The sequence below is a fragment of the Piscinibacter sp. genome, from assembly GCF_047600445.1.
GTDB lineage: Bacteria > Pseudomonadota > Gammaproteobacteria > Burkholderiales > Burkholderiaceae_C > Piscinibacter.
Map to the genome: position 1 here is coordinate 602142 of NZ_JASGKT010000001.1, position 14292 is coordinate 616433.

A 14292-nucleotide genomic window follows, 5' to 3' on the forward strand; every position below is an offset into this window, starting at 1 on the left:
GATGTCCGCCGCCTCCGCTTCCGCCTCGACCGCCGCCCGAACCTCCTTCGCCGCCCCGGCCGGCGCCCTGGTGATCAACGCCTTCGTCTGGGGCACCTCGTGGTGGCCGTTCCGGCAACTGGAGGCGCGCGGGCTGCACCCGCTGTGGGCCACGGTGATGATCTACGCGGCGGCCGCGCTGTTCATCCTGGCGCTGCGGCCGCGCGCGCTGGGCCAGTTGCTGCGCGCGCCGGTGCTGTGGGTGCTGGTGATCGCCTCGGGCACCACCAACGCCGCCTTCAACTGGGCGGTGACCATAGGCGACGTGCTGCGCGTGGTGCTGCTGTTCTACCTGATGCCGCTGTGGGCGGTGCTGCTGGCGCGCGTGCTGCTGCGCGAGCCGCTGACGCGCTCCGCCGCGGCGCGCGTGGCGCTGGCGCTGGCCGGCGCCGCCGTGGTGCTGTGGCCGGCCGGGCGCAGCGGCTGGGAGGCGCTGCCGCTGCCGCTGCCGCGCACGCTGCCCGACTGGCTGGGCGTGCTGGGCGGCTTCACCTTCGCGCTGAACAACGTGATGCTGCGCCGCGAGGCCGGGCGCCCGGAAGAGGCGCGCGCGCTGGCGATGTTCGTCGGCGGCATGCTGGTGGCCGGCACGCTGGCGCTGGCGCTGCGCAGCGGCGGCTGGGTGCCGGCGCTGCCGGCGCCGGGCGCGGTGTGGATGGCCGGCGTGGCGGCGCTGGCGCTGCTGTTCCTGGGCGGCAACCTGGCGCTGCAATACGGCGCCGCGCGGCTGCCGGCCAACGTGACCTCGGTGGTGATGCTGACCGAGATCCTGTTCGCCTCGGTGTCGGCGCTGGCGCTCGGCGGCGGCCGGCTCGACGCGCAACTCGTCGCCGGCGGCGTGCTAATCCTGGCGGCGGCGCTGCTGTCGACCTTCTCCGGCGCCGACGCGCACTGACACCGCGGCGGGTTCAGGCCGGGGCCGTGCCCGCGGCGTTCCACTCGAACTTCGGGTCGACCTGCAGCAGCGTGGCGATGAACTCGCTTTCGTGCAGCGGCTTGGTGAGGTAGGCGTCGCAGCCGGCCAGCGAGCCGCGCACGCGGTCGGTGGCGCTGTCCAGCCCGGTGACCATCACGACCACCGTGCGCAGCCCGGCGCGCTGCGCGCCGCGCTGCTTCAGGCGCTGGCAGAGCTGCAGCCCGTCGACGCTGCCCGCCGCGCCGAGCACGATGTCGAGGAAGGCGATCTCGAAGGTGCGGCGCGACAGCAGCTCCAGCGCCTCCTCGCCGGAGGCGCACTCGACCACGCGGTAGCCGAGCTGCTGCAGGCGCTGCTTGAGGAACTGGCGCGCGATCGGGCTGTCTTCGACCACCAGCACCTCGCGGCCGCCGCCGCCGCGCGGCCGCGGGGGCGCCGCCGGCGCGGGGGCGGGTGCGGGTGTTTCGACCGGCGGCGCGGCACGGCGCTGCGGCAGGTCGTCGAGCCCGCCGCGCAGCGTGTCGATCTCCATCGGGTCGAGATCCATCATCGCGCTGGGCGGCTCGGGGGCGTTCAGGCGCAGCTCGACCAGGTCGTCCAGCGCGCGCATCACGTGCATCGGGTCGATCGGGCGCGGCAGCCACGCGGCCGCGCCGGCCGGCGCCTGCGCGCCGACGAACACCGTGTCCTCGACGCGCTGGCCGCGCCGCACCGCGGCCACCGAGGCGGCGTGGTCGGCGTCGGCGATCAGGAAATCGGCCAGGCCCGCTTCGTCGACCTGGCGGAATGCCGGCTGGCGCCGCGCCGCGAGGCGGAAGAACGAGGCCAGCGACTGGCGCTCGAAGGCCGAGAAACCCTCGATGGCGACGGTGTAGGTGTCGACGAACGCGCGCTCGGCCATGGCCGCGCATCATCGCGCGGCGCGGCGCGCGCCGGCCGGGGCCGCCCGGGATTGCCGGATTCTTGCCGGTGATTCATCACGCCGCCGTTGCGCCGGCTACCATCGCGGCTCCACCCCGGGAGAGCAGCATGGCCGAAACCAGCGTCTACGACTTCGAGGCCTTGTCGATCGACGGCAAGCCGGCGCAACTCGCCAGCCAGCGCGGCAAGGTGCTGCTGATCGTCAACACCGCCAGCCAGTGCGGCTTCACGCCGCAGTTCGCGGGGCTCGAACAGCTCTGGAAGGATTACCGCGAGCGCGGCCTGGTGGTGATCGGCTTCCCGAGCAACGAGTTCGGCAGCCAGGACCCGGGCAGCAACGAGCAGATCTCGTCGTTCTGCGAGCTGAACTACGGCGTGAGCTTCCCGATGATGGGCAAGGTGCAGGTCAACGGCGGCAACGCGCACCCGCTGTGGAAATACCTCACCAGCGAAGCGCGCGGCGTGCTCGGCACGCAGGCGGTCAAGTGGAACTTCACCAAGTTCCTGATCGGCCGCGACGGCACGGTGCTCAAGCGCTACGCGCCCACCGACACCCCCGAATCCCTGCGCCGCGACATCGAAGCCGCGCTCGCGGCCAAGGCCTGAATCACTTCCCCAAGCACAGCATGTTCTCCCACGTCGAGCCGTTCGCCGGCGACCCCATCCTCAGCCTCAACGAAGACTTCCAGAAGGATCCGCGAGCGCACAAGATCAACCTGTCGATCGGCATCTATTTCGACGAGGCCGGGCGCATTCCGGTGCTCGAATCGGTGAAACGCGCCGAAGCCAGGCTGCTCGCCGAGGGCGGGCCCAAGCCCTACCTGCCGATCGAAGGCGCGGCCAACTTCCGCAGCGCGGTGCAGGCGCTGCTGTTCGGCGCCGGGCACGAGGCCGTGACGGGCGAGCGCGTGGCGACCATCCAGTCGGTGGGTTCGTCCGGCGGCCTGAAGGTCGGCGCCGACTTCATCGCGCGCTGGCTGCCCGGCAGTGCCGTGTGGGTCAGCGACCCGACCTGGGACAACCACCGCTCGATGTTCGAGGGCGCGGGCCTCGCGGTGAACACCTACCCGTACTACGACGCCAAGACCGGCGGCGTGCGCTTCGCCGAGATGCTGGCCGCGCTCGACAAGCTGCCGGCGAAAAGCATCGTGCTGCTGCACGCCTGCTGCCACAACCCGACCGGCGTGGACCTGACGCGCGCGCAGTGGGACGAACTGATCCCGCTGCTGAAACGCCGCAACCTGATTCCTTATCTCGATCTCGCCTACCAGGGCTTCGGCGACGGCATCGCCGAGGACGCCTACGCGATACGCGCCATCGCCGCGGCGGGGCTGACGGCTTTCGTGGCGAACAGCTTCTCCAAGAGCATGAGCGTCTACGGCGAGCGTGCCGGCGCGCTCAGCGTGGTCTGCCCCGACGCGAAGCAGGCCGCGCTGGTGCTGGGCCAGCTCAAGTTCACCGTGCGGCGCAACTATTCCAGCCCGCCGATCCACGGCGGCCAGATCGTCGCGCGCGTGCTCACCGATGCCGAACTGCGCCCGCTGTGGGAAAACGAACTCGCCGCGATGCGCAAGCGCATGCTGGCGATGCGCGCCAGGCTGCACGGCGTGCTGAGCGCCAAGCTGCCGGGGCGCGACTTCGGCTACTTCCTCAGCCAGCGCGGCATGTTCAGCTACACGGGGCTCTCAGCGGCGCAGGTGGACAGGCTGCGCGAGGAGTTCGGCGTCTACCTGATCCGATCCGGGCGCATGTGCGTGGCGGGGTTGAACGAGGGGAACGTCGAGGCGACGGCAGGGGCGATGGCGGGGGTGATGTGAGCTTGCGCCGCGTTGAGCACCTGCTGACGCCGGCGCGGCTGGGATTCGTCGGAGCGGCCTAGCCTAATTAGCTGGCCGTCACGAAGAGCCTGCGCTACTACAACATGGGCAGGTGGAGCGGTCGCTCCAGATCAAGTGGATTGTCAGAGGTGACAACGCGGGACGCTTGCGCAACGAGTGTGCCTGGATGCCTGATGGTCGGTAGTCAGTACGGCCAACATGTGCCCAAGTCTCGCAACATGCGTTCGAGGTCGGTCGTTACGACTGTCGCAGAAAGCAGGTTAGGTTTCACAAGATGCCGAGAGAACAACTGTACGAGTCGGCGCTTGCAAACATGCAGCGCACAGTGCATGGCCTTGCCGCACGCGTGCCGCCACCACAGAGGGTTCCCTACAAGACTTCATTCGTGTTCCGCTATGTCGAGCAACTGCCCGAGCAAGCCATCGTTCAAAAACTCGCGCGCGTGGTCACGACGCTTCAAGCGGCAACGCTCCTGATGCAGCATGGTCTCGTGCAGGAGCAAGGAGCATTGCAGCGGGTCATTCACGAGATTCACGAAGACATCACCTTCTTGGCCTACGGCTTGATCTTCAAAGATCTGACTTCTCTGCACAAACAGTATCTTGACGCCTTCTATGAAGAGGAGTTCGACACAGATGATCCAATCGACTCCACTCAGAAGCGCCCGATGGCACGCAGGTCGAAGATTCAAGCCTACATCGCGAACAAGGAAGGCTCGGATCTAGACCCGAGTCGTGCAATCGCACTCTCCAAGACGCTCACAAAAACTTACTCTGGCTTCGTCCATGCAGCTTCCCCGCAAATCATGGACATGTACGGCGGGAACCCTCCGCACTTTCACGTCGAGGGCATGTTGGGTACGCGTCGTCACGCTGAGTACCGCATGGACCTCTGGAACTACTACTGCCGAAGCATCCTCGCCTTTGGGGTGGTCGCGAAGGCGTTCGGTGACAAAGATCTCTTTGATCAAATTCACGACTTCACCGTGAAGTTTGAAGAAACCGCCAACAAGAGCTACTCGCCGAAACGTGAGAAGCCGAGCGAGTGAAACCTAACCCTTCGCTGGAGGGGACGGCCACCGGCAAGCCAGCTTGGCCGCGAGGCTCTCGCTGTCTATCATCCGCCTCGCGGCCAAGCCGTCTCGCCGGCGTCCGCCCCTCAGCTCAAACGTTAGGCCTCACCACAACCTGTGCTGTAGCTTCCCCCGCTACGAAAGAGCAGGGGAAGGCACGCAGCGGGAAGGAGATGTCCGAGAACGGCTAGCTTGCTGCCGCCGACCTCGCTAGGGTGAGGCCTTTCCAAGGAGTACCCGATGCAAGATCAATGTACCAGGACATACGGAACGGTCAGTTCTGAAAAACTTCGCCAACTAACCGGCCTTCAGTTCGTGGAGGGCCTAGTAAATGGCTCGCTGCCGCTGAACCAGATGGCCAGGACTCTTGGCTACGACATCGTGGAAGCTGAGAAGGGACGGGTGGTCATTACTGCGGAGCCCAACGACGGTCACTTCAATCCGTGGGGCACAGTGCACGGTGGGCTGGCCGCTACGTTGCTCGATAGCTGTATGGGCCTTGCGATTCAGTCGACGGTAGACAAAGGCGTTGGATCCACGACGCTTGAGTTCAAGATCTCATTCCTCCGTCCCATCACAGTCGAAACTGGCTCGATCCGCGCAGAAGGAAAGGTTCTCAGCAGTGGGCGGCGAGCTGGCACGGCAGAAGGCTGAGTAACAGATGGGCGAGGTCGCCTCTTGGCTCACGGTACAACTACGTGCCTCATATTCGAGCCACCCGCACAGTGAGGCCTAACCCCTCGCTCAACCGGACGCGCTACGGCATGGCACTGCACTGCACATTCGCTGCGCCGCGAAAGCCATCGCGCAGTCCGCCCGCCGCAACGGGGACGTTCGGGCGCACAGGCATCGCCACTTATAGGTCCGCGCTGTAAAGTGGCGCAATGGTCGATCTCACAAGCCGCGTCGCTCAGACCGTCCGCCAGCACTTCGTCTCGCTCTCCTGCGTTCAGCAGCCGCCTGATGCCGAGCCGAAGCCGCTTGTCTTTTCCGGCTTTGTCGTCGAGGTCGCGGGAGAGTGGTTCTACGTCACCGCCGGCCACATCCTCCGGCTCATCCGGGCAGCACTCGCCTCCGGGTCCACGTTTGACATCTGGCGCCTCGGCGATCACACGGTCGAGGACAAGTTCAAGGGCATGGCCGTCCCCTACGACTTTCGGCCCGAGCACTGGTGCGTCATCGAGAACGAAGAACTTGGCCTCGACTACGCAGCTACGCACGTGGCGTCGCTCTATCGCCTCCAATTGGAGGCCGGCGGCACCACACCACTAGCAAGGGCCGCTTGGGGAACACCGGACATGGACCACGAGCACTGGGTTCTGGTGGGCATCCCGTCCGAGAGCGTCGCCTACGACGGCGAAACCATCATCACCGCCCGCGTTGTCGTAGCCCCTCTCCGTGCTGCTGAAGTTCCGCCACAAGCGGGGCAACGAGCCGAGAACCAGTTCTACGCCCGCCTCGCTGACGGGAGTGAACAAGTCGTGAACAACATCGACGGCATGAGTGGCGGCCCCATCTTCATGCTCAAGCGAGACGACAACAAGTGGAAGTACGGGGTCATCGGCGTGCAAAGTGGCTGGTATCGCGCGGACCGTCTCATCGCCGCATGTCCGTCTACGTCATTTGCCTTCGCACTCGAGGAAGCAATTCACGCCCTCCAGGCTCAGGCATCCCAGCCCGAGGGCGCCGCGAATGCGCCCTAACCCGTCGCTCGAGCCGACGTGCTACAGCAGCCAACCCTGGCCGCGCTACGCCTTGGTCCATGATGCTCCGCGCGGCCAGGGCCGTCTGCCGTAGCACGCAGCTCAGCTCTACGTTAGGCGTCACCAACCCCACCTTGCCTCCACGTCGCATCGGACCCATCCCGTTAAGGCGTTTATCGCACCATGACAGCCATCCGTTCACTGTACAAGAAAGAGTACGCGCGCATCCTTGAACATGGCCCATCGTCCGAGAGTGACTTTGCGCTTGCCCGGGAACTGATTGACGCAGGTTTCGCCGATGGCAAGTATCAAGTGTCGAAGGGCAGAGACGACCGCGGGCGAGTTGCCCACGTACTCGGCTTCCAGATCAACACGAAGGGAAGAGTGTTCCTGGACGAGCTTTGCAGCGCCATCGAGAAGGAGACTTGGGCTCATCGCCTGAAAATGGTCGGTGTTTGGTCCTTCGGCGTCGTGTCCGCACTTGTCATCGGGTTGGTTTCTGGGCTCGGCGTTGAAATTCTCAAGGCCTATCTGCCGAAGTGACGCCTAACCCTTCGCTGGAGCGGGGCCTCCACCGGCCTGGCACTTGGCCCGCGAAGCGCTCGCTGTCATCATCCACTTCGCGGGCCAAGCGCCATTCCGGCTCCGGCCCCTCAGCTCAAACGTTAGGCCGCACCAGGCACCACCCTGCACGATCTGCGCTTGGGATGCAAGGCTCTCGCACTGGCGTGTTTTCCCACCAAGCTTGCGCCATCGCTCACGTTGCCAGCTTGGCATGGGCGTTCAAGCAGAACATCGCTGCTGCGCGACGTCGGGAAGGCATTTTCCCGCGCACCGCTGGCGTATGCCGAGCAGAATGTGCCGCTTCACTCCCGCACATGTAGCCTGAATCCGAATGCGTCGGCAGCACCGAGTTCTGGTCGGAGTGTCTGGCCGGGAAACTCGTAGTCCCCGCCGTTCAAAGAGCGGTAGGGGATCGGCTCTGTGGTCTCCAAAGACTGCATCCGGTCACGCAATGCGCTGCTGGCAGCTTCGAACCCTGGCGCGTCCATCCTGTCCGTTTCCCAGGCGATGAAAGGCGGTAGCACGTCGAACCCCGGATAGTAGAGGATGCCGTGATTGATCGGGAATAGAACGTCATCTATAGGACCGCAGATTCCTCGTGAAGAATAGTTCTCCTGCCTGCCGCCCACCGAAACTACAAGCATGGCGCGTTTGCCAGCAAACACTCCTTCGCCATATCTATCCCCCCCACGGCACTCATTGGATACACCAACACCGTATGCAAAACCCGCGGAATAGACGCGCTCAACCCAACCCTTGAGAATCGCTGGCATCGAGTACCACCAGAGGGGAAACTGAAGGATCACCGCATCAGCCCATAAGAGCTTTGCCTGCTCCGCCTTCACGTCATCGGTGAGCGTCCCGGTAAGAAAGGCGGAGCCTGAAGCGTAGGCGACCCGCATGCGTTCATCCGGCGCAAGCATTGGGAAGTCCGGGCGATCAATATTTGATTTCCAACCCATCGCATAGAGGTCTGAAACATTTACTTCATGACCCAAAGCCATAAGTTCGTGCGTCGCAACATCGCGCAGTGACGCGGTAAGCGATTGCGGCTCGGGGTGAGCGAAGACAAGGAAGACTTTCACATGCGATCCTATCGTTCTGGTATTTGAATCATCCTACGTGCAACTCATCCACGGCGATTGACCTCAAGCAAGGCTTCATTGCCCATCGTCTACGCTTCCTCGATGACCCACTTGACAACTTGCGCACAGATGAACCGATCGCACGCACAGCCGAGCGTGCGGCCTAACACGTCGCTCGAGCCGCCCCCTGCTGCGGCATGCGGCCTTGCCCGCGTGCCGCCTCTGTTCATCAAGCGTCACGCGGGCAAGGCCGCATGCCGCAGCGGTCGTCTCAGCTCCAACGTTAACGGTTGTCGCAGAAAGCAGGTTAGGGCGCTGAATGGAACTACGTGAGTACCTAGATGCCTGCGCGGGCACTTGGCGCAAGCCGATACTCGACCCAAAGTCGTTCGGAATCATCAAGTACACGACTCCCATTACTCCGCTGCAGTACCTTGAGTTTGCAGAGAAGGATCTGCGCCTAGGTGGCTCGCGGGGACTAGTGAATGCCTTAACCAATGCCAAGCGTGCCATCGACTGTGAGATTTCCACACTTCTTGCATGTCTTGGGTTGCCTGAGCCCAGGAATTTTCCCGAACGACTTGATCGCATCCGCGATCTAGGCCTCGTTGCGCCGAGAGTAGTACGAAAAGTTGTACAACTTCGGAATGTCTTGGAGCATCGCTACTACAAGCCGTCCCGCGTCGAGGTCGAAGATGCCGTTGACGTCGCCACGCTCTTTCTGGGAGCACTGAAGCTATATCACAAAGGCTGCGCGTATTTGGAGAACGTTTGGCTAGCCGACGAATCTAGCGCGAACCCCAGAGGAGAGGTTAAGCGGACGAGCACCCACACGATCTGGCGGCATGATTCAGAGCCAAAGTACACCTACTCTCGTGGAATCTTCGTCGCCAGCGAACTCGACTCGCATGTGGTCGAGCTTGATCTCATTCACGACAACATCGAAGTGGGCCGGATAGAAGTTTGCGTTGGCACTCCGGGCTATGTAGAACTTCAGGGTCTTCTTCTTCGCGCGGACGTAGACAACATTGCGTACTCGCGAGCCGGCCCAAGAGCATTCCTCAAAGCGCTCCGGTGCGCAGCGCCCTAACCCTTCGCTGGAGGTGGCGGCCACAGCAAGTCGCCTTGGCCGCGAGGCGCTCGCTGTCTACATCCGCCTCGTGGCCAAGCCGTCTCGCCGGCGTCCGTCCCTCAGTTCAAACGTTAGGCAGCACAAGCCCGCATGTCCGCCCCTGCGGCCGTGGTGCGTTGAACGGGTTGTCTTCGCACGGGGCTTCCGGTCACGCTGGCCAAACTCAAGGCGTTGGCCGAGTCGCGAAGTGCGGCCTAACAACGAGCGCGGCAAGGGCGATCACCGCCATGTCGATGGAGAAGAGCAGCCGTACGTGTTTGTCTCCATCGAGCAGTTGCTCGACGATTTTGAACTCGACATGCGCAAGCGAGGTGCACCATGAAGGCGATCGTTGAAGTTGCGAAGCGCGGTTCGGCCGTTCGTTCGGCCAGGCGGCAGCTCGCTGCGGCGAGGCAAGGTCAGTCGCCGGACTTCCGCCTCAGCTTCGAATCGGCGCGCACCTTGTTCTCGGAACTGACGCCCGCTCGTCTGGATTTGCTGGACACGCTGCGCCGGGTCGGCCCTTGCAGCGTATATGCCTTGGCCAAGGCGGCCGAACGCAACTACTCCAACGTGCACACCGACGTTGCCCGCCTCGAAGAACTCGGTCTCGTGGAGCGCACGGATGAAGGGGCCGTATCGGTTCCCTTCGAGGCTGTGGAAATCCTCGTTCCGTTGGCGCAAGTCGCCTGATCGTCTCGCGCGGTCATTGATGCAGCGCTTCATCGCTGCAGATCCTTGGCCGGGCACGCCCGACCTTCCGGCCTGCCCGACGCCCCTGAGAGCACTCGTCGAGCCGCTAACGCAGTAGACTGCGCCCATGAGCGAAGCCGCGCAACGTTTTCTGCGCTCTTTCAAGGCGCTTCCGCAAGCCGATCAGCATGACGTGCTTGTCAGCCTCCTTCGGCTGCCCATCGAGGCGGAGTACACGACTCCATCCGAGGACGAACTGATCCAAGCGGCTGAGCAGGTCTTTCTCGCGCTGGACGAAGCCGAGCAGCACCAGTGAAGTCGCCGCCTCGTGGTGAGGTTTGGCTGGTCGATCTCGGCCTTGCCGCGAAGGTTCGTCCATGCTTGGTCTTGAACGTTCCTATCGAGGAACCGGAGCGCTCGCTCGTCTGCCTCGTGCCGCACACGACAAGCGTGCGAGGCTCTCGCTTCGAGGTGCCGACCCGCGTCAGATTCTTGCAGCCTGGCGCCTTCGATGCGCAGAGCATCGTCACGGTGCCAACCGTCAGGTTGGTGCGGCGGCTGGGCGTTCTTGCCGCCATTCAACTGGCGGACGTCGAGGCCGCTGTCCTGGCTTGGCTGGGCATCAGCCGCGACGCCTGAAACGTCGTCTGAGCGGACCCATGGGTCCGCTCATGAAGCGGATGCCCCCGGCGTGACGGTCAGAGCTTGCACCCCCGCCCCGGATCGGCCAGCGACTTGCTCGCCACGCTGATCAGCTTGTTCTCCTTGCCGCTGACCTGGCGCAGGTAGATGTCCTGCACCGGGTTGTGCGACTTCGAGACGCTGAACGCGCCGCGCGGGCTGTCGATCTTCGCCTTCTCGATCGCCGCGGCGATCTCGGCCTTCTTGCTCACGTCGCCCTTGGCCGCCGCCAGGCCGATGCCGAGCATCTGCGCGGCGTCGTAGCCCTGCACCGCGTACACGTCGGGCTGCAGCTTGAAGGCCTTGGCGTAGGCCAGGCGGAAGGCGTTGTCCTTCGGATTGCCCAGGCTGTCGGCGTAGTGCAGCGTGGTCAGCAGGCCGTCGGCGTCGGCGCCCTGCGCTTCGAGCGTGCCGTCGGTCAGGAAGCCGGCGGCGTACAGCGGGATGCTCTTCTTCAGCCCGGCGGCCGCGTAGTCCTTGACGAACTTCACCGCGCCGCCGCCGGCGAAGAAGGTGTAGACGGCGTCCGGCTTGCTCGCCGCGATCTCGGTCAGCAGCGCCTGGAATTCGACGTTGGGGAAGGGCAGCGACAGTTCCTTGACCACCTTGCCGCCCGACTTCTCGAAGGCCTCCTTGAAGCCGCGCACCGATTCGTCGCCGGCGGCGTACTTCCAGGTGATGGTGACCACGTTCTTGTGGCCCTTCTTGGCCACCACCTCGCCCATCGCGTAGCCGGGCTGCCAGTTGCTGAAGCTGGAGCGGAAGATGTTGGGCGCGCACATCGGGCCGGTCACCGCGTCGGCGCCGGCGTTGGGCACCAGCAGCAGCGTGCCGGTGTCCTTGGCGACCTTGGCCATCGCCATCGCGACGCCCGAGTGCACCGTGCCGACCAGCACGTCGACGTTGTCGCGCTTGACGAGCTTGTTGACGTTGTCGGTGGCCTTGGCCGGATCGCTCTCGTCGTCGACCTTGACGTACTCGATCTCGCGCCCGCCGAGCTTGCCGCCCTGCTCGTCGACGTAGAGCCGGAAGCCGTTCTCGATGGCGGTGCCCAGGGCGGCGTAGGTGCCGGTGGCCGGCAGCATCAAGCCGACCTTGAGCTTGGCGCCTTGCGCGTGGGCGGCACCGGCAAGCGCGGCGAGGGCGGCGGCGAGGGCAAGGGTCGTGGGCTTCATCGGTCGTCTCCTGTCGTGTTGGAATGAAGAAAGCGGGTGGCGTGCGCAATCAGCGCGGCGGCCTGGTCGCGGTGCGGCGAGTGGCCGCAGTCCGGCAATTCCAGCAATTGTGTCCGAGGTACGCGCCGCGCGATGCCGCGGATCTGTTCCAGCGTGCCGTACTGGTCGTCCAGCCCCTGCACCGCCAGCAGCGGGCAGGCGATGGCGCGGATCTCTTCCTCGATCGTCCACTGCTTGAAGGGCGGGTGCAGCCAGATGCGGTTCCAGCCCCAGAACGCGGAGTCGGGGTCGTCGTGGTACTTCGCCAGGCGCTGGCGCAGGTCGGTGGTTTCGTAGGCGGTCCTGGCCTCGGCGATGCTCGCCACCGACAGGTCTTCGACGAGGATGTGCGGCGCCAGCACGATGGCGCCGGCCACGGCGTCGCGGAACTTCGCAGCGTACAGCAGCGCGATCGAGCCGCCGTCGCTGTGGCCGAACAGCCAGGGCTTGTCCCGCGCGGCGTCGATGCCCAGCGCTTCGAGCAGCGCCGGCAGCACCTCGTGCGCCTGGCGGTGCATGAAGTCCAGGTCCCAGGCCTCCTCGGGCGCGCGCGGCGTCGAGCGGCCGTAGCCGGGGCGCGAGTAGACCAGCCCGCGCACGCCGGCGGCGTCGCAGAACGCCTGCGGAAAGTCGCGCCACATCGCGAGCGAGCCCAGCCCTTCGTGCAGGAAGACGACGAGCGGCGCCGCGCTCCCCCGCTCGAGCGGCGCAGTGCTCCCCCGCTCGAGCGGCGCAGTGCCCCCCCGTTCACCCTGAGCCTGTCGAAGGGTGGCCGGCGCAATGAACGCATGCTCGATGCGCACGCGCCTGCCGCGCCAGCCGATCTCGACGAAGGCCGAACTCACGGCGCGGCGCCCTTCTCCAGTTCGCGCAGCTTGAAGCGCTGGATCTTGCCGGTGGCCGTTTTCGGCAGGTCGGGCACGAAGACGATCTGGCGCGGGTACTTGTAGGGCGCGAGCTTGTCCTTGACGAAGGCCTTCAGCTCGTCGGCGCTGGCCTCGCCGCCCGGCTTGAGCACGACGAAGGCCTTGGTCTTGGTCAGCCCTTCGGCGTCGGGCACGCCGATCACCGCCGCTTCGAGCACCGCCGCGTGCTGCACCAGCGTGGCCTCCACCTCGAAGGGCGAGACGTAGATGCCGCTGACCTTGAGCATGTCGTCGCTGCGCCCGCCGTAGGTGTAGCTGCCGTCGGCGTTGCGGATGTACTTGTCGCCGCTCTTGGTCCAGCCGCCCTGGAAGGTGTCGCGCGTCTTCTCGCGGTTGCCCCAGTACATCATCGCGGCGCTCGGGCCGCGGATGTACAGGTCGCCGGGCTCGCCGTCGGGCACCGGCTTGCCGTCGTCGCCGCGCAGCTCGATCTCGTAGCCCGGCACCGCCCAGCCGGTGCTGCCGTAGCGCACCTTGCCGGGCCGGTTGCTGATGAAGATGTGCAGCATCTCGGTGGAGCCGATGCCGTCGATGATGTCGACGCCGAAGTGCGCCTTGAAGCGCTCGCCGATGTCGGCCGGCAGCGCCTCGCCGGCCGAGGACACGAGGCGTAGCGCGACCTCGTTCTTCTTCGGCAGGCCGGGGCTGGCCAGCATGCCGGCGAAGCCGGTGGGCGCGCCGTAGAACACCGTGGGCTTGGAGCCGGCGACGGCGCCGGTCCAGCGCTTGAAGACGGCGTCGGGCGTCGGGCGCTCGGCCATCAGCAGCGTCGTCGCGCCCACGCTCATCGGGAAGGTCAGCGCATTGCCCAGGCCGTAGGCGAAGAACAGCTTGGCGGCCGAGAAGCACACGTCGCGTTCGGTCAGGCCGAGTACGGCGCGGCCGTACAGCTCGGCGGTCCAGTAGGGGTTGGCGTGCGAATGCACCGTGCCCTTGGGCCGGCCGGTGGAGCCGGAGGAATAGAGCCAGAAGCCGGGGTCGTCCGGCCCGGTGCCGGCCGGGCGGGCCATCGGTGCCTGCGCGGCGAGAAAGGCCTCGAACGCCACCTCGGCCGGATGCAGCGGCGCCACCGGGCGCGAGACGATGACCTTCTGCACCTCGTGGTCGGACTTCACCAGCGCGGCGGTCAGCGTCGGCAGCAGCGCGCCCGACACCAGCACCGCCTGCGCGCGGCTGTGCTCCAGCATGTAGGCGTAGTCATCGGCGTTCAGCAGCGTGTTCACCGCCACCGGCACCACGCCGGCGTACATCGCGCCTAGGAAGCTCACCGGCCAGTCGTTGCAGTCGTGCATCAGCAGCAGCACGCGCTCCTCGCGCTTGAGGCCCAGCGCGCGCAGCCCGGCGGCCAGGCGCCGGACGCGCTCGGCCAGCTCGCCGTAGGCGAGCGTGCCGGCGTCGTCGATGAAGGCGGCCTTGTCGGGGCGCTCCGCGTTCAGGCCGAGCAGGTGCTGCGCGAAGTTGAAGGCCGCGGGCGGCGCGGCGACGGCGGCGGCGGTGTCGGCGGTGTGGGTCATGAGGCCTCCGGTGGT

The 14292-nt window shown here is 65.7% G+C and carries 16 protein-coding genes; 11 read left to right on the forward strand and 5 right to left on the reverse strand.

The window, feature by feature from the left end; genetic code table 11:
• Nucleotide 1 precedes the first annotated feature (1 nt).
• Nucleotides 2-934, forward strand: coding sequence for an EamA family transporter (locus QM792_RS02805; RefSeq protein ID WP_415147659.1), 933 nt, complete (start codon nt 2-4; stop codon nt 932-934).
• A 13-nt stretch (nt 935-947) separates the two neighbouring features.
• On the opposite strand, the gene QM792_RS02810 is transcribed toward QM792_RS02805, so the two are convergent.
• Nucleotides 948-1856, reverse strand: coding sequence for a response regulator (locus QM792_RS02810; protein ID WP_415147660.1), 909 nt, complete (start codon nt 1854-1856; stop codon nt 948-950).
• Between the two features lie 128 nt (nt 1857-1984).
• Between QM792_RS02810 and QM792_RS02815 the strand changes: the two genes are divergently transcribed.
• From QM792_RS02815 to QM792_RS02840, 6 genes are all read left to right on the forward strand, one after another.
• Nucleotides 1985-2482 (forward strand): glutathione peroxidase, encoded by a 498-nt coding sequence (locus QM792_RS02815; RefSeq protein ID WP_415147661.1) that lies wholly within the window; start codon nt 1985-1987, stop codon nt 2480-2482.
• Between the two features lie 20 nt (nt 2483-2502).
• Nucleotides 2503-3693 carry an aromatic amino acid transaminase gene (locus QM792_RS02820; RefSeq protein ID WP_415147662.1) on the forward strand — a complete coding sequence of 397 codons (1191 nt, stop codon included), beginning with the start codon at nt 2503-2505 and terminating at the stop codon, nt 3691-3693.
• 334 nt (nt 3694-4027) lie between these two features.
• A complete protein-coding gene (locus QM792_RS02825) occupies nt 4028-4762 on the forward strand; it encodes a hypothetical protein (RefSeq protein WP_415147663.1) in 735 nt (244 codons plus the stop codon).
• A 264-nt stretch (nt 4763-5026) separates the two neighbouring features.
• Entirely contained in the window at nt 5027-5440 is a 414-nt protein-coding gene (locus QM792_RS02830; RefSeq protein ID WP_415147664.1) for a PaaI family thioesterase, read from the forward strand.
• A gap of 230 nt (nt 5441-5670) precedes the next feature.
• Entirely contained in the window at nt 5671-6489 is an 819-nt protein-coding gene (locus QM792_RS02835) for a hypothetical protein (protein WP_415147665.1), read from the forward strand.
• 183 nt (nt 6490-6672) lie between these two features.
• Entirely contained in the window at nt 6673-7032 is a 360-nt protein-coding gene (locus QM792_RS02840; RefSeq protein WP_415147666.1) for a hypothetical protein, read from the forward strand.
• Between the two features lie 323 nt (nt 7033-7355).
• Here QM792_RS02840 and QM792_RS02845 read toward each other — a convergent pair whose 3' ends face one another.
• Nucleotides 7356-8138, reverse strand: a complete 783-nt coding sequence (locus QM792_RS02845) for an NAD(P)H-dependent oxidoreductase (RefSeq protein WP_415147667.1) — start codon at nt 8136-8138, stop codon at nt 7356-7358.
• Between the two features lie 319 nt (nt 8139-8457).
• Between QM792_RS02845 and QM792_RS02850 the strand changes: the two genes are divergently transcribed.
• From QM792_RS02850 to QM792_RS02865, 4 genes are all read left to right on the forward strand, one after another.
• Nucleotides 8458-9228: a hypothetical protein gene (locus QM792_RS02850; RefSeq protein ID WP_415147668.1), complete on the forward strand. Its 771-nt coding sequence runs from the start codon at nt 8458-8460 to the stop codon at nt 9226-9228.
• Between the two features lie 360 nt (nt 9229-9588).
• Entirely contained in the window at nt 9589-9942 is a 354-nt protein-coding gene (locus QM792_RS02855; RefSeq protein ID WP_415147669.1) for a MarR family transcriptional regulator, read from the forward strand.
• A 127-nt stretch (nt 9943-10069) separates the two neighbouring features.
• Nucleotides 10070-10258: a hypothetical protein gene (locus QM792_RS02860; RefSeq protein WP_415147670.1), complete on the forward strand. Its 189-nt coding sequence runs from the start codon at nt 10070-10072 to the stop codon at nt 10256-10258.
• Nucleotides 10255-10581, forward strand: coding sequence for a type II toxin-antitoxin system PemK/MazF family toxin (locus tag QM792_RS02865; protein ID WP_415147671.1), 327 nt, complete (start codon nt 10255-10257; stop codon nt 10579-10581). The genes QM792_RS02860 and QM792_RS02865 overlap by 4 nt, the downstream gene beginning before the upstream one ends.
• A gap of 59 nt (nt 10582-10640) precedes the next feature.
• Here the strand turns inward: QM792_RS02865 and QM792_RS02870 are convergent, their stop codons facing one another.
• Genes QM792_RS02870 through QM792_RS02880 form a run of 3 tightly spaced genes read right to left on the reverse strand, consistent with a single transcriptional unit; the run spans nt 10641 to nt 14277 of the window.
• Entirely contained in the window at nt 10641-11798 is a 1158-nt protein-coding gene (locus QM792_RS02870) for an ABC transporter substrate-binding protein (protein WP_415147672.1), read from the reverse strand.
• Nucleotides 11795-12682 carry an alpha/beta fold hydrolase gene (locus QM792_RS02875; protein WP_415147673.1) on the reverse strand — a complete coding sequence of 296 codons (888 nt, stop codon included), beginning with the start codon at nt 12680-12682 and terminating at the stop codon, nt 11795-11797. The genes QM792_RS02870 and QM792_RS02875 overlap by 4 nt, the downstream gene beginning before the upstream one ends.
• Entirely contained in the window at nt 12679-14277 is a 1599-nt protein-coding gene (locus QM792_RS02880; RefSeq protein ID WP_415147674.1) for a benzoate-CoA ligase family protein, read from the reverse strand. Before QM792_RS02880 ends, QM792_RS02875 begins: the two co-directional genes overlap by 4 nt.
• Nucleotides 14278-14292 lie beyond the last annotated feature (15 nt).

Excerpts from the sequence above, each read along its gene's own strand:
- QM792_RS02805 (WP_415147659.1), top strand. The coding sequence starts at position 2 with ATGTCCGCCGCCTCCGCTTCCGCCTCGACCGCCGCCCGAACCTCCTTC.
- QM792_RS02810 (WP_415147660.1), bottom strand. The coding sequence starts at position 1,856 with ATGGCCGAGCGCGCGTTCGTCGACACCTACACCGTCGCCATCGAGGGT.
- QM792_RS02815 (WP_415147661.1), top strand. The coding sequence starts at position 1,985 with ATGGCCGAAACCAGCGTCTACGACTTCGAGGCCTTGTCGATCGACGGC.
- QM792_RS02820 (WP_415147662.1), top strand. The coding sequence starts at position 2,503 with ATGTTCTCCCACGTCGAGCCGTTCGCCGGCGACCCCATCCTCAGCCTC.
- QM792_RS02825 (WP_415147663.1), top strand. The coding sequence starts at position 4,028 with ATGCAGCGCACAGTGCATGGCCTTGCCGCACGCGTGCCGCCACCACAG.
- QM792_RS02830 (WP_415147664.1), top strand. The coding sequence starts at position 5,027 with ATGCAAGATCAATGTACCAGGACATACGGAACGGTCAGTTCTGAAAAA.
- QM792_RS02835 (WP_415147665.1), top strand. The coding sequence starts at position 5,671 with ATGGTCGATCTCACAAGCCGCGTCGCTCAGACCGTCCGCCAGCACTTC.
- QM792_RS02840 (WP_415147666.1), top strand. The coding sequence starts at position 6,673 with ATGACAGCCATCCGTTCACTGTACAAGAAAGAGTACGCGCGCATCCTT.
- QM792_RS02850 (WP_415147668.1), top strand. The coding sequence starts at position 8,458 with ATGGAACTACGTGAGTACCTAGATGCCTGCGCGGGCACTTGGCGCAAG.
- QM792_RS02855 (WP_415147669.1), top strand. The coding sequence starts at position 9,589 with ATGAAGGCGATCGTTGAAGTTGCGAAGCGCGGTTCGGCCGTTCGTTCG.
- QM792_RS02860 (WP_415147670.1), top strand. The coding sequence starts at position 10,070 with ATGAGCGAAGCCGCGCAACGTTTTCTGCGCTCTTTCAAGGCGCTTCCG.
- QM792_RS02870 (WP_415147672.1), bottom strand. The coding sequence starts at position 11,798 with ATGAAGCCCACGACCCTTGCCCTCGCCGCCGCCCTCGCCGCGCTTGCC.
- QM792_RS02880 (WP_415147674.1), bottom strand. The coding sequence starts at position 14,277 with ATGACCCACACCGCCGACACCGCCGCCGCCGTCGCCGCGCCGCCCGCG.